We start from the raw sequence: 25,120 nt of genomic DNA on the forward strand, positions 1-25,120 counted from the left end.
GGCGTCGAACTCAATATCGGGACGGCTCTGCCTGACACGGTGGAACTTCATGAGGTCCCGAACGTCAAGTATCGGTACGTTGTGGTCGACAACCGCACGGTCCTGGTTGATCCGGGCACCCGGAAAATCATCAAGGTCTACGACTGACCGAACGGCTGTGGCCCGCCGCCAGTTGCGGCGGCGGGCTGCAGATTTCGAATCTCGATTTGTAGGTAGTGCCGGCTGCAATAATTTCGAGACTGACAACGCCGCCAGCCGCGAGTTGCAGCGCCGTCCATCGTCTTCCGCCAAAAATCGGTGGAACTCCGTGTCGGGACTCTGGTTGTGTACCTTAGCTCGGCCTAATATCCGGGCGTCATAACAGGGGCCAACGAATGACGGACACCCACGACCACGCAGTTGAATTAGCCGAACTAACGGCGGATGTTGTCTCCGCCTACGTGAGCAACAACCCCCTGCCGGCAGCTAGCCTGCCCGAACTGATTGCATCTGTGCACGCTTCATTGTCGGGCCTGGGTGGCCAGAACGCGCCGCCGACCGCGCCGAGGGAGCCAGCCGTCGAACCTAAGCGCTCAGTGACGCCGAATTTCATTTACTGTCTCGAGGACGGAAAAAAGTTTAAATCTTTGAGGCGGCACTTGTGGAGTTCGCACAACCTTACCCCAGACGAGTACCGCGCCAAATGGGATCTGCCCAGCAGCTACCCCACGACAGCGCCAAAGTACTCCGCGACCCGCTCTGCACTGGCGAAGGCCGCAGGACTGGGCAAGGGTGGCCCCGGCAAAGAAGGCATCAGTTAAGCCGAAGGCGAAGGCTTCAAACTCTAGGGACAAAGAAAGCCCGCTGCCAGCTTAGTGAGAGCCACGGCAACGGGCCGGGCTGAGAACGGCTAAGGGGGCCGCCCTAGCCATCACAGCGTGGAGCATGCAGGTGTCATGAGCGTTGCCTTAATTAGGTGCCGAGAATTTTAGCTACTCCGCGATGAAGCCATCTTGCCATTAAACCCGGCATGTAGGATTATATTCCTGTTGCGGCGATCCCCTCCAACGGAGTTCGCTACCATGGCCAGAACCAAACCTTCCAACCACCTATCGCAGGATGAGATCGAGCGCTTTCTCGTCGCCGCGGAGGCGCTGCACAAGAGCATCGTCCGGCCGCTCCTGGCGTACCACTGCGAGCACTACCGGGCGCTTCGTGAGATCCATGAGCCGCTGCTGAAGTCGATCGCGACAATCACCGGCAAAAGGGCGCCGTTCATTCAATGGAACCTGACAGGGCCGGCGCGGCCGCCTACGGGTGGCTAGCGCTGACCCTTTACCTTTATTCAACGCGTCTAATTTAGGGTTGGCGCATGCGCTTTTCCCTTCTGCTCTTTGGCTGGATAGCTTTCTGTTGTTGGGACTTTGCCACCAACGATGGCCGAGCAATCATCGGCTTTGGTGCGCGAGCCGCAAAGCTATTGCACCTTTTTTAGTGGTGCTTCTTGGTGGTTGCCTCCTGATTTGACGAGCTCGGCTTACCTCACGTGATCGCACCATACTCGCCGCCACTGCCCCGCTTATACTTCTAAACGGTGGAACCCCAACCCGCCCGGCCGGCGCCAACCCACCCGAGTCCCCAACTCACGACGCCGGCCATTTTTCCACTGCAACTATTTGCTTGGACGACGCGTACGTTGGAGGACGGTAGGTTGCGCTAGGCTTGGTTTGGGGACGCGGCCTGCCGTCGCTAAGTTCACCCAATTACAAGCGCTAAGCCCAAAAAACGGCCCGAGCTTCTGCCGAGCCTAAAGGGGAGCCGTCCGGGGGATGTCGAGACCGGACTGCACCGAAAGCCATGCCACAGCTATGTGTCGGCCCCGTGAAACATTTTCTCCGGGTCACGGCCAGGTCGCCAAGCCGCCGTCCCGATGGACGATCGCGTCCAGGATAGTTTCATAGACACTGCCGGTGTCTTCCTCGATCTCAACGCTGCTTATACCGATCGCTTTGGCGTCGGCAAATAGCCTTTGCGTAAGCTCCGCAACGGAGAGGACGTCGGCGCCGACCGTTTCGGGGACGTTGCCGGAAAGCCATTTGTGAAGGAAGTTGGTGCCGCGTGTGCTCACCTAATGCCAGCCTCTTCTTCCAACTCACGGAGCTTCGCCTTAATCTCCTCAGGGTCCCCATGTTCAAGCCCGACGACATCGTTCCTGGTTTCCTTGAGCGCGACAATGATCTCGTCAAGCTTGGCATGGATCGCGGCAGTGTCACGATAGCCTTGGATGAGGACGACGCCAGTAATGACGATAGCCGCCACGGAGAGGGCATAGGTGACAGCATTTGTGAGACCGAATGGGACCAGCGCTGTGCAAATCACCATGGCCACGATCATCACGTAAAAGCCGGGTGGTCGAGAAAGGAAGTCGGCCGCAAGGAAGAGAATACGGTTCATTGCTCGTCAATTAGCGCGCACTTAATTAGTTCCGAAACGGTTTAACGATTCTGTGACCGATAGCTCCGCGCGGACAGGCTGGTGCTTCTCAGCCTGTTACTCGCCAATGGCGGAGCCTGTTCGCAACATAGTGCGGACCCGAGCCCTTGAGCGGTATTCCTATCGCCAGGAAGCCATCCAGCAAGGCTAGCAATTCGCGCGCTGCGCCGGACGAGCAGAAGTAGTAAATCGTTTGACCGTCGCGACGGGTGTCTACGAGGCCGAAGGCGCGAAGCTTGGCAAGATGCTGCGAGAGAGACGATTGGCTGAGCTTAACTTTGTTGGCAAGGACACCGACCGACAATTCGCCAGCGACCAGGTGGTTCATGATGAGGAGCCGTTTTGGGTTCCCCATCAATTCGAGAAACTCGGCGGCAGTTTTGCCGTTGTCGGCAAGTCTCTTTGAAATCATCGAATCAGACTAAGGGGCTAGCCATAGGGGACCATGGGCTAGCAGCGTGGCGTCGTACCTACAAGACCTAACGCCTCTTGCTTTTACCTGCCCCAGGAGAGCCGGTCTTTAACGGACTGGCCTCTTTGAAAAGCTTCAAGGCTTCATCACGAGTCAGGCCGCATCTGCGGGCGTAGAAGTCAGCTTCGGCCAACCGCTCGCGGTCGGTTGGTTCTTCACGCCCCTGCTTTGCCTTCTTGCCCACTGCGCGAATCATAGGACATTCCGATAGATGGCTCCATTTCGCCTTCGATTGGGTAGCGCTACTTCCGTACCATCCAGTCCAGCAACTCGGGATCGACGTCATCGCTGCCTTTATAGGTGCGGATCAAAAGCGCGGCGTGTTCTCGCCAGCGCTGCTCGGGGATACTCTCTTCGATGACGGATTTTTTGAAGGCGCTGTGCAGCACCTCGAAGTCGAGAGATGAAACATGAACCCTATCCATCGCCGCTGCCTTCGCAATGGGAAAGCGTTTTATAGGTCCGCTGAAATCGGACTTTCAAGCGATTTCTAATATCTATTCGATTCCCCTAGGTAAGCCGCGCTACGGCGGCCACCAGCCCCCATCAACTGGTCTTTCAAGTCGCTGGCGTCGAGGGGCTCTCCCCGCGCCACGATGGGTAGTTGCTTGAGCGCCCACTTATCGAGAAACTTCAGGCCGCGCGTGCTCATTGCGCAGAGGGATCAACGGCCGCTTCATCGACCTCTGCTTCCATCGTGTCGCTGATTGCTTTCGTCTTCCCCATGCCGGCCAAGGGGATCCCGTCATAGCCCTGCAGCCACGCATCGGCGTGCTCTACCCAATACGGCGGCACCATACGCTCTTTGCCATCCTTCTGCGCCTGCACGCCGTACATCCACGCATAAGTTAGTCGTTCCTGATCTTTCTTTGCTACCGGCATTTACTGCTCCTCCACTCAGCCTTGGTTGGCTCGCCGCTTAAGAACTTGGCCTGGCTCACATGACGCATAGGCGGAACCTTGTAAGGGCTCTCGCATTGATAACGATCGTCGAGCAGGGGTTTCCATTCGACCATTCTTCGAAAGACAGCACTCAATGACAGCAATCACGACGAGCAAGCCGCAGCCAGACAATGCGGATGGCCTCCCCGCAAATGATAACAATGCCGACCTTGCATGCGACGACTTTTCGATCAGCATGCTCATACCTGATGAACTGAATACGGACGAGATTTGCAGGCGAGCAGAACGTCTTGCCAATGCCACCGTTGTCGGAATGGCGATCTTTTTTACACTTTCACCCTTGGCGTTTTTGGCGTTCATCGTGATTTCACGATGAAGGCGATTTACCGTCCGGATCTCTGCCACCCTTCGTCTGATTGGCACGGCTGTCCTCCCCCGTTGCCTCTCGAAAGTCCTGGAGTGAAGCATGGCGCAAGTCCTCCTCGCCGCGTAAGTGCTTCACGCGGCCGATCAGTCCTGGCTTGACCCATTGCGTCGCCGGCCGCTTCATCCCCTTTGGCGCCGGCCCAGCGTGCTCCTGAACGCGATTCCATAGGCGGTCTCGGATTGCGCCACGCGCGTTGATGAAGGCCGACCCGACGTACTGCCCCGTCTTCCGATCGGCCATCAGCGCGAAGGCTGGTTTGCCCGGCTCTCGCTCGACGCCGAGGAGGTCGTATTCTTCCACCATGTAGCTCTTGATCTTCAGCCAGGCAGTCGACCGGCCGCTCCGGTATTTACTATCGCGCCGCTTCGATACCATGCCCTCGATGCCGGCTTCGTCAATCAAATGGAAGATGGCTTTGGCGTCTCCAGGCAGCACTTGGCTGAACTGGATGCGGTCATCAGGCAGGATCAACCCTTCCAGGATATCGCGCCGGTCTTCGAGATACATATCCCGCAGATCGTGCCCATTGAGATGGAGCAGGTCGAACGCCACGAAATAGAGGTCGTGCTGCCGCCGAGTGATAGCCTTACGCAACGCCTGATAGTCCGAAAGGCCGGCTTCGTTGAGCACGACAATCTCGCCGTCGATGATTGCGCTCTCGACACCGAGCCGTTTCGCCGCTCCGGCCAGGTCCCGGTATTTCGCGGTCCAGTCATGGCCGTTGCGGGTGAAGATACGCACATCGTGGTCGATGATGATCTGCGATCGATAGCCGTCGAATTTGACTTCGTGAATCCAGTCTTCGCCCTCGGGAGGCTTCTCCACCAAGGTCGGCAAAAGAGGCTCGACAAACTTCAAACGCATGAACCAGCCCACACCCAGGCGATTCAATTAGCGTGCGCTTAATTAGTTCCCCAACATCTTAACGAATAATTGACCGCGCTGTCCCAAAATAGGACGGCGCGGTCAATTCTCACCCTACCGGCTGCGCAGGCGGCTCCGGCAAAACCCTACCCAAGCCTGTCGGAGCCGCTCCCACCCTCCTAATACCAGCAATGCTTGAATCAACAGTTACGACAAGTGCTTAACAGTGCGCTTTGCCAGTCGCAGGCACTTGATGGAAAGGGAAATTCGCAATGCGACGCTGGTTCAGATCACAGCAAGGCGCTGGCAGTCGAACCCTCAGCTGTGAGGCTGGCATATTTTAGCAACTGCTTGAATTCCTGCTGAAGCAGGATCATGATGTCGTGGGTTTGAAAGGGTAAGGGGAAAAGCATCATGGAATTTGCAGGCTCTAATGACGGCGTAAGCATCTTCGCTTTGTCTGCGTTCCTGAACGTGATGACCACGTTCTTTTTGGCCGCATTTGCCGCCGCACCCTTGGTAGTGATGTCAGGAGCGGGATCTGTCGATCGCATTCAGCCTGCGTTCATTCCGTCCGCGTATCCGGGCTGCTGGCCGTAGGACAGCCCCGGGCTAATCCCTCGGGGAGAATGGGCAAAGTACCGAGTAATGGGTAGCGCTACAGATGGCGAGACATTTCCTCTATATATCGCATCCCATCCATCTACATGCCGACCTGTCGCGGCCTATTAGCTTTCGCTCATCTTGACATTGGCGCCGGCTGCTCCCGGAAAAGCCCGCGCCTCATGCCGGAGAGCGCGGGCCGACCGGGTGGTGCATTTTCCCGATCTTCGACAAGGTGACGGGTGAACGTCAACTGCCGCAGGCACCAACTATTAGGCGCATCTAATGTTCCGTCAAAATTGCACCTCGCATTGCCGGCGCATCCACGCGGGAGAAACACAAAGCTAGGGTCGCCCACTGCGTCGCCGGGCGCTCTAAGAGGGGCCTAGAGTCCTATAACTTCATCGACCACGCCACCACCAGTACCACCACGATCCCTACGCAACAGAAAGCGACCCAGACACTGGTCATGGATTGCAGGGCATGGCTTTAATCAGCCAAGCATTGTGATGCACGATTGCGTTGAGGATAGTTTCATAGACACTGCCTGGTGTCTTCCTCGATCTCGACGCTGCTGAGGCCGATCGCTTTGACGTAGGCAAACAACTGTTGCGTAGCTCGGCAACGGAGATGATGTCGGCGCGGCCGTTTCGGGTACGTTGCTGGAAAGCCCATTTGTGAAGGAAGTTGGTGCCGCGTGTGCTCATAAGAGAGTAAGGTGAGCAGGTCTATTATGTTCCGCGGAACATGCTTTAGCCACCGGATGCCGGTCCGATGACCAGACGCCGGAGGGGCGACGATTTCCAGTTTCACTAGTTGAAGTGTCCGGCCTGGGCCAACCAGTTCGCCAAAGGCTTGCTGATAGTCTTTTGCGAAATGCCCCAGATTGGAAAATCCACAATTTAGCGCTACGTCCGTGACCCGACGTGGCTTTAGTCAGAAACCGAAGCAGCTCATTTGAATTTTCAACCGTTCAACGGCAAATGAAGGACGCGCTGTCCGCTCGTCAGTCGCAGAGCGGCCCGCGCCGCTTATCGAAAGGTGCGCGGGCCCGATTGTCTTGCGGGACCAGTCGGCAGCGGGAGGAGATGCGCTGCCCCCAGCTAACTTCGTGGCACTTACGCAGGTCCATAAGGGAAACAAAAAAGCCCGCCGGTTTAAACCAGCGGGCAATCGGTCTGGAGTAGCCGGATCAAACCGGCGCGAGTTCAACGAACGTTGAAGATGTCGGTTGCAACCTCGCTCTCGTCGCTCTCAGGGGTCCAGCGAGCACGAGTTGTTGCCTGAGCAGCGCGGTACTGGAACACTGCCGCGCCACAAAAGGATGCGCGTGCTTGGTAAATGGAGCATTAAGCCACGCTAAATAAGCAAGCGCGAAAAGGCCCGCCCGAATACGGAAACGGGCGGGCAAGTCTTCTGGAGTGCGCCGGGGGCCTGGCCCGGCAAATTGTCAATGAGCGGCGGAAGGTTTGGTTGCGGGGCATTCAAATGAAATGCCCGCGCTCACCTAGGGCGTAGGCGGCGCGGGCTCCCCAGCACGGACCGCTGAAAGAACGGGCTGGGAAACGGCATAACAGCCTCCCTGGAAGGAAGTTCCGGCCATTCGCAAAAAAGCCCGCGGGCGCGAACCGACGGGCCTAATCATGCATACTAGTCGCCGGATCGGCGCGGCCGGAACAGCTTGATCTCAACCGGAACATCCCCCCGAGAATTTGACCAGTGGCGGCCCGCACCTCTGGCGATGGAAGCGCGGGCCCGACCGTGTTGCGGGACCGGCCGGCAGCGGGAGGAGTTTGACGTCGCACCGCTGCACTAAACCAACTTCGCTGCATTTAGGCAGTTCCTGGAGGCAAACAAAAAAGCCCGCCGGTTTGGACCGGCGGGCAAGGCTCTCATGATGCACCGAATGGGGAACAGTGCGGCATTAAAATTCTGGACCTGTCGAGATGTTCCGGGCCACTGACAATTTTGACTTGCGGCGGCCCGCGCCGTGAGGGCAGCGCGGGCCCGACTGTCTTAGGGGAGCAGCCGGCAGCGGGACCCATACCGCTGCGCTAAACTAACTTCGCGGGCTTTTTGTAGTTCCCTTAGATAACAACAAAGCCCGCGGTCTGGGAGCCGACAGTGGGCTTCTCATCCAGGACCAAAAGGCCCGCCGGGATTGTCCCAGCGGGCAAGTGGGCCGGGGACGCACTGAATGATCAGTGCAATAGTACAAGTTCGGATGTTTCGAGATGTTCCAGGCCACCTGGCAAATCAGTCGCGGCCCATGGGCGCACATATTAGAGAAGCGCCTATGAGGTCGCGGATTGGCGATTGCTCCCTCAACTGGGTGCACATCCAAATCGGTGCTCTTTTTCACGGGCCAGACGGGCAGGAGTTGCCTGAATACCCATTTGAGGTGACCATCGCAGAGCGCGTCGCAACTAGTGCCGTGAGGGCGCAGTCGCGTTAGTCAGCTCTGCCAGCGCTCGCGCGACCGTCTGCGCCGCGGCGTCGGTGTCCTCGAAGCTGCGCATGAGTTCGTGCTCCAGCAATGCGAGGCGTGCCTGGCGATATATTGGCCCGCTCCTGGCGATTTCAGGGTTGAGAGGAAAGGTCGGGGTCATGGTCTAGACTCCTGTGCCCAGTCGACCCGGCCCATTCTCAGAGCCGGGCCTGCAATGGACGGAAATCAGTTCTGGATGATGACGTGACGATGGCGGTGCATTGGGCGATCATCGCGCTTGATGACGACGACGTCAGAGCGGTGGTGTCTCCGGTGCCAGCGCTTGCCATGCCAATGGCGTTTGCCGTTGTCATAGAAAGTCTGAGTGCCGTGCTTGCGATAGTGCAGGCGCTGGCCGTCCTCGTTGATGACGATTGCGGACTTGTGGTGATGGCGGTGATAACGGTGCTGGTTGGTGGTGATGACCACGTCGGCCGAGGCCGCCGAAGCCACCGTAGGCGCTGCCAGGCAAAGCGCCAACGCGCCCAGAATCAGGGTGGTTTTCATGTTCGGTTCTCCAAAGATTTAAAGTGCCCTTCGCTGGGAAAACATCGCTGCCGGGCTTTTGTTCCTCCTTGCGGTGGCAAGGTCGACGTTCGTGGTAAGTCAGTTTTGTGGGCGAACGAGCATCACCTTCGGATCATCCTTAAGGCGCAACTGATCGGATCCGATCGGACTACAGAGCGTCGCAAGGCTGAGGCAAACGCCCGCATCGTCGTCCGAAGCATGATCAAGGGAACGCTCCGCACGCTTCACGCGGAGCTTGGCTTTGGCCGCTTCAAAGTCATAGATTTCGACCATCGTTCCAAATCCTTATGGTTCGAGGTCCCTTCGATATACCAACCCCCGTCGGGCGCTTTAGTTCCTGCTGCGCAACGCAAGCGATGACTGGTTACCGTGAGGCGGCATTATGCAAATTTGCCTCGCCGGCCAATTGCGCCGACGCCAACTGATATGCGGTCGGTCGGACGCCGCCGTTGCTTGCAGCCTACGCCTATGCTTCATTCAACGAGGCGTCGTGCACCTGCTGCTCGCGCACCCATCTTTCGTCCTCGTCAGCTTCCTCTTTGTCCAGCTCCTCCCGTCGATGCCTGATGGAGTTCATGGTGCTCTCATGGCGGCTACGAGCCCGTTCGAAAATGGCGTTGGCCTTTTCAATCACCCTCTCGCGTTGCCTCTTGGCACGCTCGCTCTCCGCCTCTGCTTTTGCGCGATCGAGGGCCTCACGTTTTTTTTCCTTTTCGAGAGCCGCAGCCGCATTCAGTTCCGCTTTCTCTGCGGATCTCGTGTCGGCTTTCTTGCTAACGTGCGGTCGTTGCACACGATTCTGCGGAGGTCGCTGACCCACGTCGGGTGCTCTCGGAAGCGCAGCCTTTTGAGTGAAGTTCTCGCGCGATCCGACCGGTCGCCGCAGCACCACGCCCGGCATGGCTGTCGCTGCTTCAACCACCTTGGGATCTTCCGTCTGTTTCGCGAATCCGCGTTTGAAGATGTCGGGGTCCGATCCCCATGCTTCTGCGGCAGCCTTCATCGATGGTGCGGCGACGGCAAGGTCGAAGAAGCCGATAGAGGTTTGATACACTTTGAGTTTCTTAGCCATCCGATAGGGACACTTACATGCGCAACCTCTTGGATCGAGCTGTAGATGGAGCTTTGCGCTTGGGAGTAAAGAGCGGATTCGTTCCTAGCCCGGGTGCGGTCACGAGGGGCGCTATCACATCTTGCCCTTCTCGAATGCAGGCCTCCAATGGTGTTCCGCACTTCTTGACGGGATAGGCTGCGGAAACGGCCAGAGCCCTTACTCGGCCCTATGCCGCCTAGACAGTTGGCTTGGTGCGCGGGTCACAACGCTAATCAGCCTTCTCTGGCTTACGGGTGAATATGCGCACTCGACAAAGGCTCGATGAACTTCAAACACATACACCAACCCGCACCCGGTGATTTAATTAGATAGAGCTAAAATAGCTCCATAAGTGGAAATTGCAGGTTCGCGGAAACAAAACTCGCGTCTTTGGCGTTGCGGCTGATCACGGGAGGTACCGACATGGCTGATGACAAGGGCAAGCGAGATTTCCGCGACCGCGACCGCGTATCGTCCAGCGAGGACTATGAAGTCGGGTATTTCGCAAAAAAGGTCGGTCTCACGCCTCTGCAGGTGAAGGATCTGATCGTGATACACGGAAATTACCGCGAGACGTTTGAGCGGGCAGCGTTGGCGCTGCGGAAGAGCGCTCGATAGTGCCGAGATATCATGTCGAGGAAATGGACGGCGACTCCGTCACCGCTACCCACGTTGTCAATGCGAAAACCCCTTTAAGGGCAGCGCAGGAGGCAACCGAACGCGGCATCACCTTGCGCACAAATGAAGCGGTCTGGATTCGTGTCGCGGACGAAAAACGCCGCCACATTTTCGAGTACGCCTTCAGCCTGTGATGGCGGCCACTCTTTGCAAGAGGAACTTTTGACCTGGCCAAGAGTTAACGTCGCTACCTGGCCAAGAGTTAACGTCGCTATCGACTTGGCGGGAGACTTGGCGGGAGAGAGGAAATGACGAAATACTTAGTCGACGAAATGTATCGAGATACAGTTAGTTCATGGCGCATTGTTGAGGCTTCCAGCCCCGAACGCGCGGCGCGGAAGGCCGAGCGCGAAATCGCCGAGCCCCACTGGATCAGGGTCATGGACGAGCGAGAAAATGAACACGAGTTCCCAGGCGGACCGACGCCATTGGACTGACCCTCCATCAGACGGCCCGATCAGAACTCTTCTTCTTTCGTTCGAAAAGCGCAACTTTGGCAGGGTAACCAATCCGCACCCTTGTCTCGCATTGGCTGCAGGTAAAAGCGGAAATAACTTTAGCCAAGAGCCCTTCTTAACGATCAGACAGCCTGCAGTTTGGGCATTCGAATTCCAAATTCTCGTCTCGCATGTCATCTGAAATAGGCATTGCAACTCCCAATATGCGCAAAACAGTGGATGCCGATGCGAAGGATTCGGTCCGCGGTCTCATTAGCTTCGCGGTCCTCGTGCGGTTCCTGGAGCACACAAATAATCTACACGGAGGTGGCAGCGGGCCAGTTTGGGTAGTCGTGTCCGCTCAAGCCCTCGGATCGAAGCCAACGGGCGTGAAAACTGGATCGCCCGCGCGTTCGGGCAAGGCGGGCGGCCGACCATGATGTATTCATCTTGGTCACCGGCAAACGCTGAGGGAGCACGTGCCGGGTGAGACACAGCAGTATTGGTACGGGACGTTCCGGCCATGCACAAAAAACCCGCTTTCGAGCGAGCTAGCGAGAGCTTTCATCAAAGGCCGACGAAGGTGCAATTCTCGTCGACGAATAGCTGAAGCTTGGGTCAATCAGTCCCTTACGGCCGTCGCAATCCTTCGAGGAACCGGGAGCTTACCGCGCGGCCTTGGCGATCCCGTTTCGCCTCTGCTGATGCTGTTCAAAAAAGACGAGCTTGTCCCCGTAGCCGATCCGAACATTCTCGGCACATCCGGCACATTTGAAATTGGAGATTACTTTAAACCAGGAGCCCTTATGGACGACTGGAACAAAGCAATAAGGGCATTCGAATTTAAGATACACGTCACGCAGTTCTTCTGAGATGGGCATCTGGGCTGATCTCTCCTTTGGACCGCTAACTCAGCTGACAAGGGTTTGTTGCTCCTCCGGGCCCAATGCGTGCACGAGTCAGACCTTTGCTGCTGCGGTTCGCCTGCGCCACCTGTGACAGCGCGCAGCCTTCGATGCGGGCCCGCGACCAAGGCAGGACGCGGGCCCGGCCAAGTCTTGCGGACCTTGGCCAGCAGCAGTGCTGCTGCGTAATCAACCGATGGCCTTATATGCTGTTCCGCTAACACAACGAAAAGGCCCGCCACCGTCAGGCGGCAGCGGGGCAACTGGTGCGGAGCCAGCGCATGTCACGAACGTTGAAGATGTCGGTCGGGAGAGAACCTCAGAGTGCGGTTTCCCTCGATGCCAAAGTGTGGCCGCCAAAAAAATTTCGAGATGCTCTTGAACTCATTTGGGACGATTCCTAATTCGATTTCCGCCAAGGCCATAAGGCTCGGCAAAAATGGCGGCGCCGCGTGGGGCGGCGCCCTTGTACCCATGTTGCTTCAAGGAGGATGTGGCTATGAGAACCTTTGATACCCTCTATCGGACCACCGTCGGTTTCGACCGCCTTTTCGACATGCTCGACAGCGGCACGCGCCCGGACTGGCCTCCCTACAACATCGAGAAGGTCGGCGAGAACGATTACCGCATCGCCATGGCCATCGCCGGCTTCAGCCGGGACGAGGTCGAGTTAACCCAGCATGGTCCCGAAATAGTCGTGGTTGGTCAGAAAGCCGATGACCAGAGCGGGCGCCAGCTGCTCCATCAGGGCCTCGCCTACCGCAGCTTCAGGCAATCGTTCAGGTTGGCCGACCACATGAAGATCAAGGCAGCCAATCTTGAGAATGGTCTCCTCACGATCGACATTGTCCGTGAGATTCCCGAAGAGCTGAAGCCGCGCCGCATCAGCATCGGCATGGGTGACACGCCGACGGTCGCCACTCAGATCACGCAAGACCCGGACCGCGCGCGTAAAGCCGCGTAATCCTGTGTCACTTTGAACTGCGGTCCGCCTCCCGGCCTCGGCTGGGAGGCTCCCATCGCGGAGCAACGGAGATGATCACTTCGCAGCAACCTATTGGCGCGCGTCTATCGCATGCGCGCAGTTGGCCGGGACCGCGCAAACCATAAAACTCAATGGTTCGTTTGATTTGGAGGATCATATGAACGATCGGATGTTCGACAGCGCCGTGTTCGTCAAAAGAGGCAACAATCTTGTCCAGGAAATCGCGTGTCTCGAGGACGCTCTGGAATTCCTCTATGAATGGCCGAAGGACAGGCGCGGCCCCATCCACCAAACCGCATTGCGCGCCTGCCAGCGAGCTTTCGATAGCGACTATCCGCTGTCCGCAGCCAGAGACGCGTTCAGCGGTTTCGCGAAGGCAGCCAGAATCCTTGAGGAAGTGTCCATGACAATGCCGTGGATGACGGGCAAAAGTGGTCAAGGGGGAGGCGTGACTGCCTAGAACGGAGGTCATGATGCTATCAAAGCCTTTTGAAAAGCCCGTCCGGGTATGGGTGGGATTGGGCTTTCCCCGCCAACTCAACACGGTCGCAGATGCCTATCAGTTCGCAGCGGAATGGTGTGGCAACAGCCCGGAGCAGAGAGCTGCTATGCGCGCTTGCAAAGCCGCTCTGATTGGTGATGTGGAACCCGAGACTGCACGAGGCGTCTTCATCGCGTTCGCTCGCAAAAAGGATATTCTGATGGAGGACGGCATCGAGCCTGCACCTTCAAGGAAGCTAAGCCCGCACCATGTCTAAAAATCGAGGCGGCTGCCATGACCGGTGGCCGCCTTCCTAGTTATGTGGATTAGAGGACGCGCCAACCAGCGTTCACGCCTCGGCAGCTGTTCAGACCGTATGCAGCCATGGGTCTCCAGGCGGCTCGCTGCTGGCAGCGTGTTTTGCCCAATCTCCCGGAACATCTCGACGACAGCGACGTTCGCTTGGATGGCAATCGTTACCGGGTTCGCAGTTGCCGTGGGGATTTTCCTTGTCGTGGTGCTGTTTACCCACGCAGTTCGAGACCTTCAGAGCGCGCCCAGCTATCATCGGTTGTGTCGCCGGCTGCGCAAAGGCTCCTAGGGCCTGAGGTGCATTGGTAAGCCCGTCAAGTCTGCGATTGTGACCATCACCGCTGAATTCATCCAAGGGAATGGCACAGGTCCGGTGCGGCCACCTACGGCCGGGTAGCGCCCCGGCTGTTGGCAGGAAACGGGTGGCGGCAGCCGGAGCCTGAGGCAACATTAGGCGACCTTAACAAGAGAGGTCGCTGCCGTGTTTCCCCTGCTACGCGTGCTTCATGCCCATGCCGCAAACCGGGCCGATGGGCTGTTGCCGAAGCTGTTGACTATATCACCATGGCTGCACGAAAAGCCCATGGATGAGAATTTAGCTGCCGCTATGGACGTGACGAAAAGCGAACCTAGGCCACCCGTCCGCCAGCATCTCAGAAGACCCAATATCCTCTGAGACGATCCGCCGGGTCTGTCGAATATACAATCGCTTTGCGCCGCAAAAATGTAGCCAGCCGGTTGTTGCCGAACCGCGTGCCGGGATGCGAGTTTCGCATGACCTATCACTTCGAGGGTGACGCCCATGTCCACGCACCGAATTTCCAAGCACCGAATTATTTCGATGGCGGCAGCGATCATGTTTGCCGCGACCGGCCTAGCTAACGCCAGGCCGGACACGCGCAAGATGAGTTGCGGAGAGCTTCAACAGATGATCCAGAGCCGCCACGCCGTGGTGCTGACCACCGGCCCGAACACCTATGACCGCTATGTCAGACAGTTCGGTACCGAGTGCGACTGGCCGCAGGTGCCGATGTCGGCCTATGTCCAGACCCGTGATGGCCGCTGCCCACTCTACCGCTGTGACGAGCCGGTTGGCCGCATCCCATGACGGCGATTGCCATGCTGCTTTGCCGCCGCACCGCGTTGATCCTGACGCGCCATTGCGCCGGGCGACGCGTTGCTCGGCACGACGAAAAACCAGCACCGCGTCCTCACCCGTGCGAAGAAGGAACGCGTCCATGACGCGAGAGCCATTCGCGTGTACTCCGTACCATCCCTGAGAATATCTGCCTCTTTCGTAGCATTGAGGAAAGTCGCGCGACCGGGCGTTTACGGTTGCGCTTGGCAGGTTAACTACCTTCAGCGATGCCAAGCAGCGAAAACGCGGTTTGCAAGTTCCCTAGTATGGAACAACATCAACACAGATTTTACTGTCACATCGAATCCAATGGAACGTGGGGCGTTTGGGACCGGGTCATTGACATGCCGGCGAGACTGGGCGGCGGCGATCTGAAGGGCTGTACGTCACAGAGAGCGGAAACAGCGCAAGGCGTCTTGAGGCGAATTTACAGTGGCGGGCTTGAGGCCATCGCTGTTCGCGTATCTGGGTTAACAGCCTAACGGCGTTTCAGCCGCCGATGTCCTTAGCGAGCGCCAGGTCCGAGGCAGGCTCGTCGAGAAGGCCCCCGCATTTTACTAGCTCTCGACGAGCCGTGCGCCGCTTACCCCCGGACGGCAAGACGCTGGCGCTGTCGGCCTCGATCGTCAAGCGACTGTTCCGTTCGGGTGTGCGTTCGCGCAATCAGGTTGCGCTAATGTCACATTCGGTGGACGCGTACGAATGCGCGCAACTGCCAGCCCTCTCACTCATCCTTCCAGATGACACGCCTCTCCCATCGGATCTCAACAAGTCGCCGAAAGCGGATCGTCACAACCTCTTGCCCGACCGGGTGGAAAAGCTCCGCGTTCATGGATTCGTTGCGCCCGCATTTTTCGCAGCGGACCTTCGCCCGCACTTTGTCGATAGAGACGTTGCCGATCACCTCGCACAACTCCTTCGGTTTGTAGAACCGTCTGATGTTGCAATGCCCGCACCGGATGCGTGCTACCTGCCCGGCGTCGTGGGCATGCAATAACGTCCATGGGACGCCCTTCGGCCACTTTTCTGGTTGCTCCGGCATGCCTCTGAAATGAGGAACATGTTCCTCTTGGTCAAGAGACTCTTGACTCTTTAGTTCTCGTTTTGTTCACTGTCGGCAAAATGGAGACAGAGCCATGGAACCCATCATCGCCACCGAATCCGAACAGCCCGAGCTTTACGCCACGATAAAGCGAGAGCGCCCTGCCATTCACCGGGCGGTCAACAAAATGGCAAGGCAAATGCGCGGCCTGTCCGATGTCAGCCAGAAAGCGGCTATCGCCGAACTGACGGCCATGTGGTGCTTGGCGAACTATCCGGAAGACCTCGATCTCGCTTTGTCGCTTTCGGACGCCATTCGCCATCAGACTGATATCTGTCTACGTGAAAGCAAGAGAGCCGTCGGCGCTCGCCACTAGAGGCAAGACATGTGTAATCTCTACAACATCACCACGTCTCAAGAGGCCATTCGTCAGGTCACGGGCTCTCTGCGTGACATTCTGGGCAACCTGGAGCCGTCGATAGACATCTATCCGAACAGGCCCGGCCCGGTGGTCCGTAACGCGCTGGATGGGCAGCGTGAGGCCGCCAATCTTCTTTGGGGAATGCCGACGCCAGCCGAGCGTGTGAAAGGTACTGCCGATTACGGCAYGACGAACATACGCAATCCGCAATACGGCCACTGGCAGCAATATGTAGGCGTCGAGAACCGATGTGTCGTGCCGGTAACCAGCTTCGCAGAGCCGTCACCGAATCCCGGCGACAAAGATCCGGAAACCGGCATCCAGCGGAATTACTGGTTCGCTCTGAATGAAGATCGGCCGGTCTTCTTTTTTGCCGGCCTCTGGACGCCGTGGCGTGGCGTTCGCAAGGTCAAGGACGGTCCCGGCGACTTCGAGGTTTACGGGTTCATGACGACAGCGCCCAATGCCCTCATTAAACCGATCCACGAAAAGGCTATGCCGGTCATCCTGAGGATGCCTGAAGAAGTGGAGATTTGGCTGACCGCGCCTTGGTCGGAAGCGAAGCGCTTGCAGCTCACCGCGCCGGACGATGCCCTAATGATTGTCGAAAAGCCCGCCACGCAGATCAAGTTCCCCCAACAGGCGCCAACGCCAGCACAAGGCTCACTGTTCTAACCGATGGAGTATCGAGGCTATGGACTACATCGTCACGCTGGATAGTCGCCAGGAAGGCGCTCTTCAGGCTGCCGCTGATAAGTTCATCGCGCTTCACAAGGGCGATGCGGTAAAGGCGCTTAAAGAAATGATGGTGCTCAACAGTCGCCTTCAGGGCCAACTAGATGCCCTGAAAGCGCCGTCTCTTGGTAAGCGCTACGGATGAGCGACGAAATCAGGATCCCACGGCTGGAGCACGTGACCGCGCCAGGAATTCAGCACTACCAACTGTTCCGAAAGCTTCGGAAACGTCTAGTATGCCCGCATGCAGGGGACTCGCATCGCTTTTGGTCCGTTCGTATTCGATCCCGACCTCGGGACGCTCCTTAAAGAGCAGATCCCGATGGCTGTTGGGCATCGTGGGCTGACGCTGCTTGCTGCGCTTACCGCACGGCCCGGTGAGATCGTGACCAAGGCCGAGCTGATGGACGCTGCCTGGCCGGGCACCGCCGTTGAGGAAGGCAACCTTACCGTCCAAATCGCGACACTAAGAAAGGCACTCGGTCCGGCTGACAACGGTGGCGAGTGGATCGCCACGGTGCCTCGCATCGGCTACCGCTTCACCGGGGCTGTCGAGCCGGTGGCGGGCGCCTCCCAAAGACCGATACCACCGTCCGGCAAGCCGTCGATTGCGGTGCTGCCTTTTACCAACTTGAGTGGCGATCAGGACCAGCAGTATCTCAGCGACGGCATAACCGAGGACATAATTACGGAGCTGGCCAGGTTCCGCTCCCTCCTTGTCATCGCGCGCAATTCATCTTTTCAGTTTCGCCATCCGGCATTGGACATTGCCGAAGTCCATCGCAAACTCGGAGTTCGCTACCTCGTCGAAGGCAGCATGCGAAAGCTCGGTGATCGTATTCGGATCACCACACAGTTGATTGACGCCGCCACCGGCACCCACCTGTGGGCCCAACGGTACGACCGGGCCCTCGACGATATCTTCGCATTGCAAGACGAGGTTGCGGCTCTCATCGCCTCGATGGTCGAAGGCCAGGCGGAGGCCGATTCGGCAAGCCGAACCAGGCGCAAGCCTCCGGCCGATTGGGATGCATACGACTACTACCTGCAGGGGCGCGCGCACTTCCACCGATATGAAAATGACAAGGCCGAGCCTCTGTTCGTCCGGTGTGTCGAGCTCGATTCGACGTTCGCCCAAGGCCACGCTTTCCTCGCACAGGCCCTTGTTAGCCGATTTTGGTACGACAACGATCAGCGGACGCTGCAGAAAGCCTGGGAATCGGCACGAACGGCGCTCGCTCTCGACAGGAGCGATGGCGTCTGTCACCAGAGCATGGGGCTGGTGCTGACGCATATGCGCCAGCACAGCGATGCGGGCGTGCATTTCGAGCAAGCGCGGTCGTTGAACCCGCTGGACGTGAACATAGCAGGGGACTACGCAAGCTGGCTCAACTACGGCGGGCGGGCCGAGACGGCGCTGAACGTGCTCGAAACGGCGCTCCTGCGCGACCCGTTACCTCCGGTGTGGTTCTGGGAAGTGAAGGGCAGCTCCCTTTTCCTGCTTGGAAGGTACTCCGAAGCCGTCGGTTCGTATCAAAAGGCCGGCGATCAATTCTTCATTCATGCCTTCCTCGCAGCCGCGTACGCACATCTGGGCCAGACGCAGAAGGCACGCGCTGAGGTCGAGGAAGCGCTGACGAAGAAACACGACCTGACTGTCCGGCTGATTTCACGTCTGCCGTTCGCTGACCAACTCGGCCTCGAGCTTTTCACGTCGGGTTTCAGAAAGGCCGGTTTTCCCCCGTGAACGCATGCCAGACGACCTTGCAAGGTCGGTGACTGCGCCAGGATCGTCGCGGCGGCGTTCGTCCGTTGCTCGGCCACCCAAGTTTCGAGCAACCTCATTCCGCGAACACTCATTCTGGCCATCCAGCATCGAAGATCGTGCGATAAAGGCTGTCGACCGATTGATCTCTCGGAGCGCCGGCGTCGGACAGATCGTGTTTTTCCATCCATTTGTTTAAGAATATGACGGCCGGTTTGCTCATTCGGGAACACCTGGGTCGAAGTGCACGACGGCATCGACAAGCGTCCGATACAGGCTGTCAACTTCTTCGTCGATCTCTTCTCGCTTGATCCCCAACGCCTTTGCGTCGGCGTACAACTCGTGAGTGAGCTCGCTCATCCAGACTGCGTCTGCCTTAGCGGTCTCAGGAACGTTGTTGGCGATCCAGCGATCGAGGAAGTTGATCCCGCGTGTGCTCATATCGCCATAAGCTTGGTCCAGCGCTAAGGTTCCAGCGGGTCGCTCGATGGGCCTCGTCGATCTCGGCTTCCTTCCTCGGCGCTGACAGCCCTTTGTCCTACCCATCCCGGCCAGCGTCGGCGTGTTCCTGCTAGTAAGCGGCAATGCATGGGGTGCTGGCCAATCGCTCGGCTGCCGGCGTTGCTGCCGGATAGAGCGCGGCTGGCAAGCTCACATAAATAACGGCCCCGCGGGCGGGGCCGCTACTGATGGGAAGACCAGCTTACTTGCTGCCTCCATTGGCCTTCACATTGCTGCAGAATTCAGGGTGGCCGTTGGCGGCGTTGGCGTTCTTGGCCTCCTCGTCGCAGGCCGCCATCATCGCCGTCTGATCATCCGGCGACAGCGCCTTCCACGCCTTCACGAAGTCGTCGTTGCCGACCATCGTCTTCATCGTGTTGTCGGTGTAGAAGGGCTGCATCTTTGCCGGATCGTCGAGGGCCGACGTTCCGGTCCCGCCGGCGGCAAGCGCAGAGCCCGCGACCATCGAAAGTGTCATCGCGCCAAAACAGATCATCTTGATGTTCATGATGTTATCCTCCGGTTGCTTGTAGACCGTCAAAGCAACGATCATGGAGCAAACGAGAGGTTTGGATGAAAGTTCCGGATTCTATACAAAAATTAGAATAGTTCTATCGTCCTCCCGCTTGATTGCGCATAACCGTTCCCCGGAGCGGCGGAGCGGATACTCGCTCCTCAGAACTTAATTCCCCAATCCTGACGATCATGTTCGAAAGATGGACGACTTGGAGGAATGGGCCTCGGGGACGTTGGCGCTGGGCACTACTCGAAACGTTCCGGCCAGAGTCACCGGATTCCGGTTGCGTGCTTGCCTATCTTGGTGACGAGGAAAGAGTAGCTCTAGAGGCTCGCTGTCGTGCATATATTAGCAACCCCTTGACTAACCGGTTGGCCGTGCAAGAATCTTATGCATGGCGGAGGAGATCAATATCGGTGACGAGGTGGCGATCATTGCCACGGTGGGCAAGCGGATCGACGATCGGGTCACGCTGCACATCCCGACTGCAAACTTTCCCTATTCGATAATCGATCCCAAGGCCAAGCCTGGCGACAAAATCAGGCTTGAGGGCGAAGTCGTTCATGTTGACGAGGAATTAGGCCGGGTCACCGTCCAGGCGCTGGGACGCCTGACAGTCGATGCCGCCACGGTCCAGATGGTGACGAAGTACCGCCGGCCGAAAGACACAGAGCCGCTGCGGCAGAAGCCTGCTTAGTCGGGTGATCAGAACGTAGGGCAAAAAGCGCCGCCCGACGCCGAGCGGATTCAATTAGCACTCACTAAATTAGTTCGGGAACATTTCAATCGACTGATAAGTTGTTCGATAGCCATGACAAAGCTATCAGACCCCCGCCCGCCCATCCCGGGCAAGCGACACGGCGCCGAGCCGATGGAGCGGTTTGCCAAAAGACTCACTCTTCGCGCGAAAGAACAAGCGCTCGCACAAGTGAAAGACAGGGAACCTCTGCGAAGCCAAATCGCCGAGGTATATAAAAACCTGGCTGAGATGTCCGAACGGCTCAAGGCTGCTGATCTCGCCGATGGACGCCTGAAAATGTACAAGCCACATTACGGAGGCAATTTCTCTTGCCCAATCTGTTGGGTCGAACGCGGCACTATCAGGATGCTCCGTCCCGAACAGGAGCCGAACCATGCGTACCGCTGCAAAGCATGCGGTTTCGGCGAACTGAACGATCAATGATAGAAAAACTCGAGCGAGCTTTTCCGCGCGCCTTGTCGAGATGAAAAAGCCCCGCTGCCGGACCTTGAGGGGTTAGACGGCAGCGGGACTCCGATCGTCCACGGAGGTCCGATCTACAGTGGACGGGAAAGCCGTTCCTCTCCACTGCATTAAGCCAACTACGCTGATCCTTCGGACGTTCCGTCAGCCATAAGAAAAAGCCCGCGGCCGAGCCAGCGGGCGTAAATGTCATCAAAGGCTGACGAGGGGTTTGAATTCTCGTCGCAGGCAAGCTCACATTGTGGGCAACTACACCTTACGGCGTATTCCAACGTCGGGCCCCAGGGTGCCCGACACTGTAGTCGGTGATGGGATGGCCCGCGCCGACGGTCAAGGCTGCGCGGGCCGACCAGGATGGAAGACATCTTGGTCCCCAGAACGCGCTGAGGGAGCACGGGCTGGATGAGCCACAACAATCTCGGTGGAAAGACGTTCCGGATCACAAAGCAAAAGGCCCGCCGGCATGAAAAGCCAGCGGGCAACTCGGTCTGGAGTAGCCGGGAATCTATCCGGCGTAGGCTAACGTACGGAGGAGGGTTGGGTTGCAAACGCGCTCGTCGCTCCCCAGGGGTCCACTGAGCGACCAGTTGTTGCCTGCTGGTTCGACCTTTCTAACGCGGGGGGCGCCAACGGTTGCACGTTCAGAGTGCTCCGAAACCGACAATTCGCATGCCGTTGAAACCAATCACGATCAAGCACGTTCGAAGAAGCGATGGCGTTGTGGAGGCTGTTTCAAATGATGACAGACGACAAGAATAACACTGGCTACCAGGATCGCACTCAAGTCAGCGGCGACCAGGAATACGAGGTTGGTTATTTCGCAAGCAAGTTTGGCCTTTCAATCCCCCAGGTTCGAGAGCTGATCGAGAAACACGGGAACGACCGTGGAACCTTGGAGCGTGAAGCCAAACAGCTCGGCAACAGGTGAAGGCATGGCGCGATATCAAGTGGACGAGCTCTACGGCGATGAAGTTGTCACCTCACGCGATGCAGATGCAGAAGATGCGCTAGCGGCCGTCGAGGCAGTGACAGGAAAGGTGATTTCGCCACGGGCGTTGCAAGAGCACTGGTTCAGAGTCGTGGACGAGGGAGGAAGCGTCCACGAATTCAGCCTGGACCAGGAGCAGCAACCTGCCGACTTTGCCAAATGACGAGCTGGCAGGAAGGAGGTGCGATGGCAAAACCAACGACCAGCGCTGACCCCGATTCGGACATCTGCCCTTACGAGTTGAATTTTTTCGCCGAGAAGCACGGCCTGTCCCGGGAGATGGCCGAGGTTATTTTGCATAGCAACGGACCCTCCCGTGCGCGGTGCGATTATGCGGCGGCAGCATATCTTCGCTTCAAGGATTTGAGAGAGGGGAGAGCCAAGCCGCCTGCCACGAGTATCAAATCCTAGATTGCCAGCCCGGAAGGCGCTGATGTGCAACTGGCTTGAGATCGGAAGGACCAAGCGATGCAAAAAAATACAATTTGCCTTTGGTACGACAAGGACGCCGAAGCTGCGGCTCGATTCTACGCCGAGACGTTTCCTGATAGTGCAGTGGGTGCGATCCATCGTGCGCCAAGTGACTTTCCGTCCGGGAAGAAGGGTGACGTCTTGACGGTCGAATTTACCGTCGCTGGCGTGCCTTGTATCGGTCTCAACGGCGGCTCGGCGTTCAAACAGAGCGAAGCCTTCTCGTTCCAGATCGCCACCGACGGTCAGAATGAGACCGACCGTTACTGGAACGCCATCGTTGGCAATGGCGGCCAGGAAAGCGCCTGCGGCTGGTGTAAAGACAAGTGGGGCGTGTCCTGGCAAATTACACCGCGCACCCTGACGGAGGCGATAGCGGCCGGTGGCGCCGAAGCCAAGCGCGCGTTTGACGCGATGATGGACATGAAGAAAATTGACGTCGCAGTGATCGACGCGGCGCGGCGCGGCTGAGGCAGCATCGCGTCGGGCGCCAATCTGCCATATGTGCACGTTCCAGCTACGTGGCGGCGGGCTCGTTTTCCTAGCACACAGCACTAGTTCCTCATGCAGGCAAAGAGTTCCAATGCGAGTGGCACGCGAAGCCTGGTTTCTTGGCAAGGATAGCATCGTCGGATTTATCAACGACAATGCACTTAGCCATGGTGCGGCGATGGCGTTCTATGCTGTGACGTCTCTGGCGCCGATCTTATTGATCGTGGTTGCGATTGCCGGACTCGTCTTCGGGCATGAAGCAGCTCAACTTGCCTTGTCGGCCGAAATTGCAGGCGTGATGGGTACGCAAACCGGGGACCTTCTGCGCACGACCATCGAAAGCGCTTCTCGTAGAACATCTGGCACTCTTGCAACGCTGATAGGCATCGTCACCCTCGTCGTCACAGCCTCAGGGGTGTTTGGCGAAATGCAGGTTTCGCTTAACAAGATCTGGAAGATTGAGCCCCCCGCCATGTCCTTGTCGCGACTGGTTCGGGCGCGGGCTGCCAGCCTTGGCCTGGTTGCAGCGTTGGGATTTTTACTGCTTGTCTCATTGGCGGCGAGCACCGCGATTTCCGCCCTTGGCGCTGTTATCAATGACCATCTGCCGTTCGGTACATTCATCCTCGCATCGATAAACGGCATTGTTTCATTCGTCCTGATTTCCGCTTTGTTTGCCGCGATCTTCAAAATTCTCCCGGACCGCTCCCTCGAGTGGCGCGATGTCGGAATTGGTGCGGTGGTGACCGCTTTGCTCTTCACCGTCGGCAAGTCGCTGATCGGCTGGTACATCGGAACCAGTGCGATCGCATCCTCCTATGGCGCAGCGGGCGCGCTCCTGGTCGTGCTGCTCTGGGTTTACTATTCCTCGGAGATCTTCTTGCTCGGCGCCGAAATCACGCGAGCCTATTCGGTCCGTCTCGGCAGTCGGTCCGACCTTCAAGGGATAGTGCATGCGGAGAAGGCTCCGCCGAAGCAGGTATCGAACCTCGGGACAATTCACCAACGCGAGGTACAGGCGTGGATTGTGATCACCGGCGTGCTGACCATCGTGGCGGCAAGGCTATTGCGATCGCGGCGATCCTAGCTGCATTTCCCATCCACTCTGTTCCCTTGGAACGCAACCCGGACATGGGCATTGCATAGGAACAGGAGGTTTCTCATGCCGAAGTTTCGCTTTGAGACGACAACATCTGGCCAGACCACCGCTTTCGAGGAAGAGCTCGCCAGCGCGGACATGGCCAGTCCGAGAGCGATCGAAAAGGCGCGCGCAGCAATCGTGGCGGACCCTGGGTCTGGCACCGAGCAATCGGGCTCAATTACCAGGGCCTACGATGAAGCCGGATATCTGGTCGCCACCGTCAATTTTTCCGATGTGCTGCCTGTCGACCCGAACGCCTCTTTAGATGGGATTATCGAGTCCCCTCTCGAAGAGCCAGGTGTGATGCGATCCGGCTGAACTGGCCAAATATCCGACGTGCTCAGGCGATCGTCTTGAACCCTCAACACCCCGCGTGTCCGGCAAGATAGACGGCGATGCGACGATCTAGCTCGACTGCCAGTTTTCGAGGACATCCTTCAGGGTGACGGTTTCAAGCTGCTCGCTGAACCGTGAGCGATAGACTTCCATAAGAGCGTCGTGAGTCTGGTCGGCCGAGCTGCAGATGGCATCGGAAACCAGAATGACACGGAAACCGCGGTCAACCGCACCTAGTACCGTGGCCAGAACACAGACGTCTGTTTCTCCGCCCGTGACAACTAGCGTATCCACCTCCATGCCGTTGAATAGTGCATCGAGCCGGCCTTCCGTCCAGGGCGAATAGACGGCCTTGTCGATTACCTTCGCCGGCGGCACGAAGCGCGCCAGTTCGGGCATGAGCTCCACCAGCGCCGGATCAATATTTTCGAGTGTGGCTTCGGCCCAGCGTCGGTAATAGTGAACCCACATGCCCATACCCTCGCCCGGTCGTGAGACGGGAATGAAACGTGTGAAGATGGTGCGCTCCGCATGCCGGCTAACAAGTTCCTCGATGGCGGGCAGCACATGTTTGGCCCATGGTATATTCCACGGGCCCGCAGCGCCAAAAAGCCCTTGCATATCGACACAGACGTGAACCGACGCTTGGCTGAGAGGGCCGTGTACAAGACCGCGAGCTGCCATCATCCCTCACCAACAATTG

At 57.9% G+C, this 25,120-nt stretch carries 38 protein-coding genes; 22 read left to right on the forward strand and 16 right to left on the reverse strand.

Going from position 1 to position 25,120, the window contains the following annotated elements; translation table 11 throughout:
* The 3 genes from AC1DZ8_RS23230 to AC1DZ8_RS23240 form a co-directional block, all read left to right on the forward strand.
* On the forward strand, window positions 1–147 hold a 147-nt coding region (locus tag AC1DZ8_RS23230), incomplete at its 5' end, for a DUF1236 domain-containing protein (RefSeq protein WP_477401748.1).
* A gap of 227 nt (window positions 148–374) precedes the next feature.
* On the forward strand, window positions 375–800 hold the full coding sequence (locus tag AC1DZ8_RS23235; RefSeq protein ID WP_477309454.1) for a Ros/MucR family transcriptional regulator: 426 nt from the start codon (window positions 375–377) through the stop codon (window positions 798–800).
* A gap of 261 nt (window positions 801–1,061) precedes the next feature.
* The gene (locus AC1DZ8_RS23240) at window positions 1,062–1,304 is read left to right on the forward strand and encodes a hypothetical protein (RefSeq protein WP_477309455.1); all 243 of its coding nucleotides are present in this window, start codon (window positions 1,062–1,064) and stop codon (window positions 1,302–1,304) included.
* A gap of 575 nt (window positions 1,305–1,879) precedes the next feature.
* Here the strand turns inward: AC1DZ8_RS23240 and AC1DZ8_RS23245 are convergent.
* From AC1DZ8_RS23245 to AC1DZ8_RS23265, 5 genes are all read right to left on the reverse strand, one after another.
* Complete coding sequence (locus tag AC1DZ8_RS23245; RefSeq protein WP_477309456.1) at window positions 1,880–2,107, reverse strand: DUF768 domain-containing protein; 228 nt, start codon at window positions 2,105–2,107, stop codon at window positions 1,880–1,882.
* Window positions 2,104–2,433, reverse strand: a complete 330-nt coding sequence (locus AC1DZ8_RS23250; protein WP_477309457.1) for a low affinity iron permease family protein — start codon at window positions 2,431–2,433, stop codon at window positions 2,104–2,106. Before AC1DZ8_RS23250 ends, AC1DZ8_RS23245 begins: the two co-directional genes overlap by 4 nt.
* An 88-nt stretch (window positions 2,434–2,521) precedes the next feature.
* Window positions 2,522–2,884: an ArsR/SmtB family transcription factor gene (locus AC1DZ8_RS23255; protein WP_477309458.1), complete on the reverse strand. Its 363-nt coding sequence runs from the start codon at window positions 2,882–2,884 to the stop codon at window positions 2,522–2,524.
* A gap of 302 nt (window positions 2,885–3,186) precedes the next feature.
* Window positions 3,187–3,369, reverse strand: a complete 183-nt coding sequence (locus tag AC1DZ8_RS23260; RefSeq protein ID WP_477309459.1) for a hypothetical protein — start codon at window positions 3,367–3,369, stop codon at window positions 3,187–3,189.
* Between the two features lie 223 nt (window positions 3,370–3,592).
* Window positions 3,593–3,826 carry a hypothetical protein gene (locus AC1DZ8_RS23265; protein ID WP_477309460.1) on the reverse strand — a complete coding sequence of 78 codons (234 nt, stop codon included), beginning with the start codon at window positions 3,824–3,826 and terminating at the stop codon, window positions 3,593–3,595.
* A 154-nt stretch (window positions 3,827–3,980) separates the two neighbouring features.
* On the opposite strand from AC1DZ8_RS23265, the gene AC1DZ8_RS23270 reads away from it, so the two are divergent.
* Window positions 3,981–4,223 carry a hypothetical protein gene (locus AC1DZ8_RS23270; protein ID WP_477309461.1) on the forward strand — a complete coding sequence of 81 codons (243 nt, stop codon included), beginning with the start codon at window positions 3,981–3,983 and terminating at the stop codon, window positions 4,221–4,223.
* Here AC1DZ8_RS23270 and AC1DZ8_RS23275 read toward each other — a convergent pair.
* From AC1DZ8_RS23275 to AC1DZ8_RS23300, 6 genes are all read right to left on the reverse strand, one after another.
* Window positions 4,215–5,138, reverse strand: a complete 924-nt coding sequence (locus AC1DZ8_RS23275) for an ATP-dependent DNA ligase (protein ID WP_477309462.1) — start codon at window positions 5,136–5,138, stop codon at window positions 4,215–4,217. The genes AC1DZ8_RS23270 and AC1DZ8_RS23275 overlap by 9 nt on opposite strands.
* Window positions 5,139–5,428: 290 nt before the next feature.
* Window positions 5,429–5,692 carry a hypothetical protein gene (locus AC1DZ8_RS23280; RefSeq protein ID WP_477309463.1) on the reverse strand — a complete coding sequence of 88 codons (264 nt, stop codon included), beginning with the start codon at window positions 5,690–5,692 and terminating at the stop codon, window positions 5,429–5,431.
* Between the two features lie 2,475 nt (window positions 5,693–8,167).
* The gene (locus AC1DZ8_RS23285; RefSeq protein ID WP_477309464.1) at window positions 8,168–8,350 is read right to left on the reverse strand and encodes a hypothetical protein; all 183 of its coding nucleotides are present in this window, start codon (window positions 8,348–8,350) and stop codon (window positions 8,168–8,170) included.
* A 65-nt stretch (window positions 8,351–8,415) separates the two neighbouring features.
* A complete protein-coding gene (locus AC1DZ8_RS23290; RefSeq protein WP_477309465.1) occupies window positions 8,416–8,736 on the reverse strand; it encodes a hypothetical protein in 321 nt (106 codons plus the stop codon).
* 99 nt (window positions 8,737–8,835) lie between these two features.
* On the reverse strand, window positions 8,836–9,030 hold the full coding sequence (locus AC1DZ8_RS23295) for a hypothetical protein (RefSeq protein ID WP_477309466.1): 195 nt from the start codon (window positions 9,028–9,030) through the stop codon (window positions 8,836–8,838).
* Between the two features lie 193 nt (window positions 9,031–9,223).
* Entirely contained in the window at window positions 9,224–9,829 is a 606-nt protein-coding gene (locus tag AC1DZ8_RS23300; protein ID WP_477309467.1) for a cell envelope biogenesis protein TolA, read from the reverse strand.
* 444 nt (window positions 9,830–10,273) lie between these two features.
* On the opposite strand from AC1DZ8_RS23300, the gene AC1DZ8_RS23305 reads away from it, so the two are divergent.
* From AC1DZ8_RS23305 to AC1DZ8_RS23335, 7 genes are all read left to right on the forward strand, one after another.
* The gene (locus AC1DZ8_RS23305; RefSeq protein WP_477309468.1) at window positions 10,274–10,468 is read left to right on the forward strand and encodes a DUF3606 domain-containing protein; all 195 of its coding nucleotides are present in this window, start codon (window positions 10,274–10,276) and stop codon (window positions 10,466–10,468) included.
* Window positions 10,469–10,491: 23 nt separating this feature from the next.
* Window positions 10,492–10,662: a hypothetical protein gene (locus tag AC1DZ8_RS23310; protein ID WP_477309469.1), complete on the forward strand. Its 171-nt coding sequence runs from the start codon at window positions 10,492–10,494 to the stop codon at window positions 10,660–10,662.
* Between the two features lie 114 nt (window positions 10,663–10,776).
* Complete coding sequence (locus tag AC1DZ8_RS23315) at window positions 10,777–10,965, forward strand: hypothetical protein (RefSeq protein ID WP_477309470.1); 189 nt, start codon at window positions 10,777–10,779, stop codon at window positions 10,963–10,965.
* A gap of 1,404 nt (window positions 10,966–12,369) precedes the next feature.
* A complete protein-coding gene (locus tag AC1DZ8_RS23320; protein WP_477373356.1) occupies window positions 12,370–12,834 on the forward strand; it encodes an Hsp20 family protein in 465 nt (154 codons plus the stop codon).
* Window positions 12,835–13,012: 178 nt separating this feature from the next.
* Window positions 13,013–13,315, forward strand: coding sequence for a DUF982 domain-containing protein (locus AC1DZ8_RS23325; RefSeq protein ID WP_477309472.1), 303 nt, complete (start codon window positions 13,013–13,015; stop codon window positions 13,313–13,315).
* A gap of 10 nt (window positions 13,316–13,325) precedes the next feature.
* Window positions 13,326–13,613, forward strand: coding sequence for a DUF982 domain-containing protein (locus tag AC1DZ8_RS23330; protein WP_477309473.1), 288 nt, complete (start codon window positions 13,326–13,328; stop codon window positions 13,611–13,613).
* 837 nt (window positions 13,614–14,450) lie between these two features.
* Window positions 14,451–14,756: a hypothetical protein gene (locus tag AC1DZ8_RS23335; RefSeq protein WP_477309474.1), complete on the forward strand. Its 306-nt coding sequence runs from the start codon at window positions 14,451–14,453 to the stop codon at window positions 14,754–14,756.
* 754 nt (window positions 14,757–15,510) lie between these two features.
* On the opposite strand, the gene AC1DZ8_RS23340 is transcribed toward AC1DZ8_RS23335, so the two are convergent.
* Window positions 15,511–15,690: a hypothetical protein gene (locus AC1DZ8_RS23340; protein WP_477309475.1), complete on the reverse strand. Its 180-nt coding sequence runs from the start codon at window positions 15,688–15,690 to the stop codon at window positions 15,511–15,513.
* 232 nt (window positions 15,691–15,922) lie between these two features.
* On the opposite strand from AC1DZ8_RS23340, the gene AC1DZ8_RS23345 reads away from it, so the two are divergent.
* The 4 genes from AC1DZ8_RS23345 (at window position 15,923) to AC1DZ8_RS23360 (ending at window position 18,731) form a co-directional block, all read left to right on the forward strand.
* Window positions 15,923–16,204, forward strand: a complete 282-nt coding sequence (locus AC1DZ8_RS23345; RefSeq protein WP_477309476.1) for a hypothetical protein — start codon at window positions 15,923–15,925, stop codon at window positions 16,202–16,204.
* 9 nt (window positions 16,205–16,213) lie between these two features.
* Window positions 16,214–16,924, forward strand: coding sequence for an SOS response-associated peptidase (locus AC1DZ8_RS23350; RefSeq protein ID WP_477401698.1), 711 nt, complete (start codon window positions 16,214–16,216; stop codon window positions 16,922–16,924).
* A 19-nt stretch (window positions 16,925–16,943) separates the two neighbouring features.
* Window positions 16,944–17,129, forward strand: a complete 186-nt coding sequence (locus tag AC1DZ8_RS23355; RefSeq protein WP_477309478.1) for a hypothetical protein — start codon at window positions 16,944–16,946, stop codon at window positions 17,127–17,129.
* A 99-nt stretch (window positions 17,130–17,228) separates the two neighbouring features.
* A complete protein-coding gene (locus AC1DZ8_RS23360) occupies window positions 17,229–18,731 on the forward strand; it encodes a winged helix-turn-helix domain-containing tetratricopeptide repeat protein (protein ID WP_477309479.1) in 1,503 nt (500 codons plus the stop codon).
* A gap of 109 nt (window positions 18,732–18,840) precedes the next feature.
* Here AC1DZ8_RS23360 and AC1DZ8_RS23365 read toward each other — a convergent pair whose 3' ends face one another.
* From AC1DZ8_RS23365 to AC1DZ8_RS23375, 3 genes are all read right to left on the reverse strand, one after another.
* Entirely contained in the window at window positions 18,841–18,972 is a 132-nt protein-coding gene (locus AC1DZ8_RS23365) for a hypothetical protein (RefSeq protein WP_477309480.1), read from the reverse strand.
* Complete coding sequence (locus tag AC1DZ8_RS23370) at window positions 18,969–19,190, reverse strand: DUF768 domain-containing protein (protein ID WP_477309481.1); 222 nt, start codon at window positions 19,188–19,190, stop codon at window positions 18,969–18,971. The genes AC1DZ8_RS23365 and AC1DZ8_RS23370 overlap by 4 nt, the downstream gene beginning before the upstream one ends.
* A 262-nt stretch (window positions 19,191–19,452) precedes the next feature.
* On the reverse strand, window positions 19,453–19,758 hold the full coding sequence (locus AC1DZ8_RS23375) for a hypothetical protein (protein WP_477309482.1): 306 nt from the start codon (window positions 19,756–19,758) through the stop codon (window positions 19,453–19,455).
* A gap of 403 nt (window positions 19,759–20,161) precedes the next feature.
* Between AC1DZ8_RS23375 and AC1DZ8_RS23380 the strand changes: the two genes are divergently transcribed.
* The 7 genes from AC1DZ8_RS23380 to AC1DZ8_RS23410 all read left to right on the forward strand — a co-directional run bounded on the left by AC1DZ8_RS23380 (window position 20,162) and on the right by AC1DZ8_RS23410 (window position 24,399).
* Complete coding sequence (locus AC1DZ8_RS23380) at window positions 20,162–20,464, forward strand: hypothetical protein (protein WP_477309483.1); 303 nt, start codon at window positions 20,162–20,164, stop codon at window positions 20,462–20,464.
* 174 nt (window positions 20,465–20,638) lie between these two features.
* Window positions 20,639–20,950: a hypothetical protein gene (locus AC1DZ8_RS23385; protein WP_477309484.1), complete on the forward strand. Its 312-nt coding sequence runs from the start codon at window positions 20,639–20,641 to the stop codon at window positions 20,948–20,950.
* A 778-nt stretch (window positions 20,951–21,728) separates the two neighbouring features.
* A complete protein-coding gene (locus AC1DZ8_RS23390) occupies window positions 21,729–21,917 on the forward strand; it encodes a DUF3606 domain-containing protein (protein WP_477309497.1) in 189 nt (62 codons plus the stop codon).
* Between the two features lie 4 nt (window positions 21,918–21,921).
* Window positions 21,922–22,140: a hypothetical protein gene (locus AC1DZ8_RS23395; RefSeq protein ID WP_477309485.1), complete on the forward strand. Its 219-nt coding sequence runs from the start codon at window positions 21,922–21,924 to the stop codon at window positions 22,138–22,140.
* 305 nt (window positions 22,141–22,445) lie between these two features.
* Window positions 22,446–22,919, forward strand: coding sequence for a VOC family protein (locus AC1DZ8_RS23400; RefSeq protein WP_477309486.1), 474 nt, complete (start codon window positions 22,446–22,448; stop codon window positions 22,917–22,919).
* Between the two features lie 118 nt (window positions 22,920–23,037).
* Complete coding sequence (locus tag AC1DZ8_RS23405; RefSeq protein WP_477309487.1) at window positions 23,038–24,027, forward strand: YihY/virulence factor BrkB family protein; 990 nt, start codon at window positions 23,038–23,040, stop codon at window positions 24,025–24,027.
* 75 nt (window positions 24,028–24,102) lie between these two features.
* Window positions 24,103–24,399, forward strand: a complete 297-nt coding sequence (locus AC1DZ8_RS23410; RefSeq protein WP_477309488.1) for a hypothetical protein — start codon at window positions 24,103–24,105, stop codon at window positions 24,397–24,399.
* Between the two features lie 87 nt (window positions 24,400–24,486).
* Here AC1DZ8_RS23410 and AC1DZ8_RS23415 read toward each other — a convergent pair whose 3' ends face one another.
* Window positions 24,487–25,104, reverse strand: coding sequence for a cysteine hydrolase family protein (locus AC1DZ8_RS23415; RefSeq protein WP_477309489.1), 618 nt, complete (start codon window positions 25,102–25,104; stop codon window positions 24,487–24,489).
* Between the last annotated feature and the right edge of the window lie 16 nt (window positions 25,105–25,120).

Source organism: Mesorhizobium sp. P2_F7 (assembly GCF_056403695.1).

Bases quoted from the DNA above. Each gene is read 5' to 3' on its own strand.
- AC1DZ8_RS23390 (WP_477309497.1), top strand. From the start codon at position 21,729: ATGACAGACGACAAGAATAACACTGGCTACCAGGATCGCACTCAAGTC.
- AC1DZ8_RS23310 (WP_477309469.1), top strand. From the start codon at position 10,492: ATGGACGGCGACTCCGTCACCGCTACCCACGTTGTCAATGCGAAAACC.
- AC1DZ8_RS23400 (WP_477309486.1), top strand. From the start codon at position 22,446: ATGCAAAAAAATACAATTTGCCTTTGGTACGACAAGGACGCCGAAGCT.
- AC1DZ8_RS23370 (WP_477309481.1), bottom strand. From the start codon at position 19,190: ATGAGCACACGCGGGATCAACTTCCTCGATCGCTGGATCGCCAACAAC.
- AC1DZ8_RS23250 (WP_477309457.1), bottom strand. From the start codon at position 2,433: ATGAACCGTATTCTCTTCCTTGCGGCCGACTTCCTTTCTCGACCACCC.
- AC1DZ8_RS23320 (WP_477373356.1), top strand. From the start codon at position 12,370: ATGAGAACCTTTGATACCCTCTATCGGACCACCGTCGGTTTCGACCGC.
- AC1DZ8_RS23255 (WP_477309458.1), bottom strand. From the start codon at position 2,884: ATGATTTCAAAGAGACTTGCCGACAACGGCAAAACTGCCGCCGAGTTT.
- AC1DZ8_RS23315 (WP_477309470.1), top strand. From the start codon at position 10,777: ATGACGAAATACTTAGTCGACGAAATGTATCGAGATACAGTTAGTTCA.
- AC1DZ8_RS23335 (WP_477309474.1), top strand. From the start codon at position 14,451: ATGTCCACGCACCGAATTTCCAAGCACCGAATTATTTCGATGGCGGCA.
- AC1DZ8_RS23330 (WP_477309473.1), top strand. From the start codon at position 13,326: ATGATGCTATCAAAGCCTTTTGAAAAGCCCGTCCGGGTATGGGTGGGA.
- AC1DZ8_RS23280 (WP_477309463.1), bottom strand. From the start codon at position 5,692: ATGCGATCGACAGATCCCGCTCCTGACATCACTACCAAGGGTGCGGCG.
- AC1DZ8_RS23385 (WP_477309484.1), top strand. From the start codon at position 20,639: ATGGAGCGGTTTGCCAAAAGACTCACTCTTCGCGCGAAAGAACAAGCG.
- AC1DZ8_RS23345 (WP_477309476.1), top strand. From the start codon at position 15,923: ATGGAACCCATCATCGCCACCGAATCCGAACAGCCCGAGCTTTACGCC.
- AC1DZ8_RS23290 (WP_477309465.1), bottom strand. From the start codon at position 8,736: ATGAAAACCACCCTGATTCTGGGCGCGTTGGCGCTTTGCCTGGCAGCG.
- AC1DZ8_RS23270 (WP_477309461.1), top strand. From the start codon at position 3,981: ATGACAGCAATCACGACGAGCAAGCCGCAGCCAGACAATGCGGATGGC.
- AC1DZ8_RS23375 (WP_477309482.1), bottom strand. From the start codon at position 19,758: ATGAACATCAAGATGATCTGTTTTGGCGCGATGACACTTTCGATGGTC.
- AC1DZ8_RS23300 (WP_477309467.1), bottom strand. From the start codon at position 9,829: ATGGCTAAGAAACTCAAAGTGTATCAAACCTCTATCGGCTTCTTCGAC.
- AC1DZ8_RS23325 (WP_477309472.1), top strand. From the start codon at position 13,013: ATGAACGATCGGATGTTCGACAGCGCCGTGTTCGTCAAAAGAGGCAAC.
- AC1DZ8_RS23240 (WP_477309455.1), top strand. From the start codon at position 1,062: ATGGCCAGAACCAAACCTTCCAACCACCTATCGCAGGATGAGATCGAG.
- AC1DZ8_RS23275 (WP_477309462.1), bottom strand. From the start codon at position 5,138: ATGCGTTTGAAGTTTGTCGAGCCTCTTTTGCCGACCTTGGTGGAGAAG.
- AC1DZ8_RS23360 (WP_477309479.1), top strand. From the start codon at position 17,229: ATGCAGGGGACTCGCATCGCTTTTGGTCCGTTCGTATTCGATCCCGAC.
- AC1DZ8_RS23365 (WP_477309480.1), bottom strand. From the start codon at position 18,972: ATGAGCAAACCGGCCGTCATATTCTTAAACAAATGGATGGAAAAACAC.
- AC1DZ8_RS23285 (WP_477309464.1), bottom strand. From the start codon at position 8,350: ATGACCCCGACCTTTCCTCTCAACCCTGAAATCGCCAGGAGCGGGCCA.
- AC1DZ8_RS23305 (WP_477309468.1), top strand. From the start codon at position 10,274: ATGGCTGATGACAAGGGCAAGCGAGATTTCCGCGACCGCGACCGCGTA.
- AC1DZ8_RS23235 (WP_477309454.1), top strand. From the start codon at position 375: ATGACGGACACCCACGACCACGCAGTTGAATTAGCCGAACTAACGGCG.
- AC1DZ8_RS23295 (WP_477309466.1), bottom strand. From the start codon at position 9,030: ATGGTCGAAATCTATGACTTTGAAGCGGCCAAAGCCAAGCTCCGCGTG.
- AC1DZ8_RS23415 (WP_477309489.1), bottom strand. From the start codon at position 25,104: ATGATGGCAGCTCGCGGTCTTGTACACGGCCCTCTCAGCCAAGCGTCG.
- AC1DZ8_RS23380 (WP_477309483.1), top strand. From the start codon at position 20,162: ATGGCGGAGGAGATCAATATCGGTGACGAGGTGGCGATCATTGCCACG.
- AC1DZ8_RS23395 (WP_477309485.1), top strand. From the start codon at position 21,922: ATGGCGCGATATCAAGTGGACGAGCTCTACGGCGATGAAGTTGTCACC.
- AC1DZ8_RS23260 (WP_477309459.1), bottom strand. From the start codon at position 3,369: ATGGATAGGGTTCATGTTTCATCTCTCGACTTCGAGGTGCTGCACAGC.
- AC1DZ8_RS23355 (WP_477309478.1), top strand. From the start codon at position 16,944: ATGGACTACATCGTCACGCTGGATAGTCGCCAGGAAGGCGCTCTTCAG.
- AC1DZ8_RS23410 (WP_477309488.1), top strand. From the start codon at position 24,103: ATGCCGAAGTTTCGCTTTGAGACGACAACATCTGGCCAGACCACCGCT.
- AC1DZ8_RS23265 (WP_477309460.1), bottom strand. From the start codon at position 3,826: ATGCCGGTAGCAAAGAAAGATCAGGAACGACTAACTTATGCGTGGATG.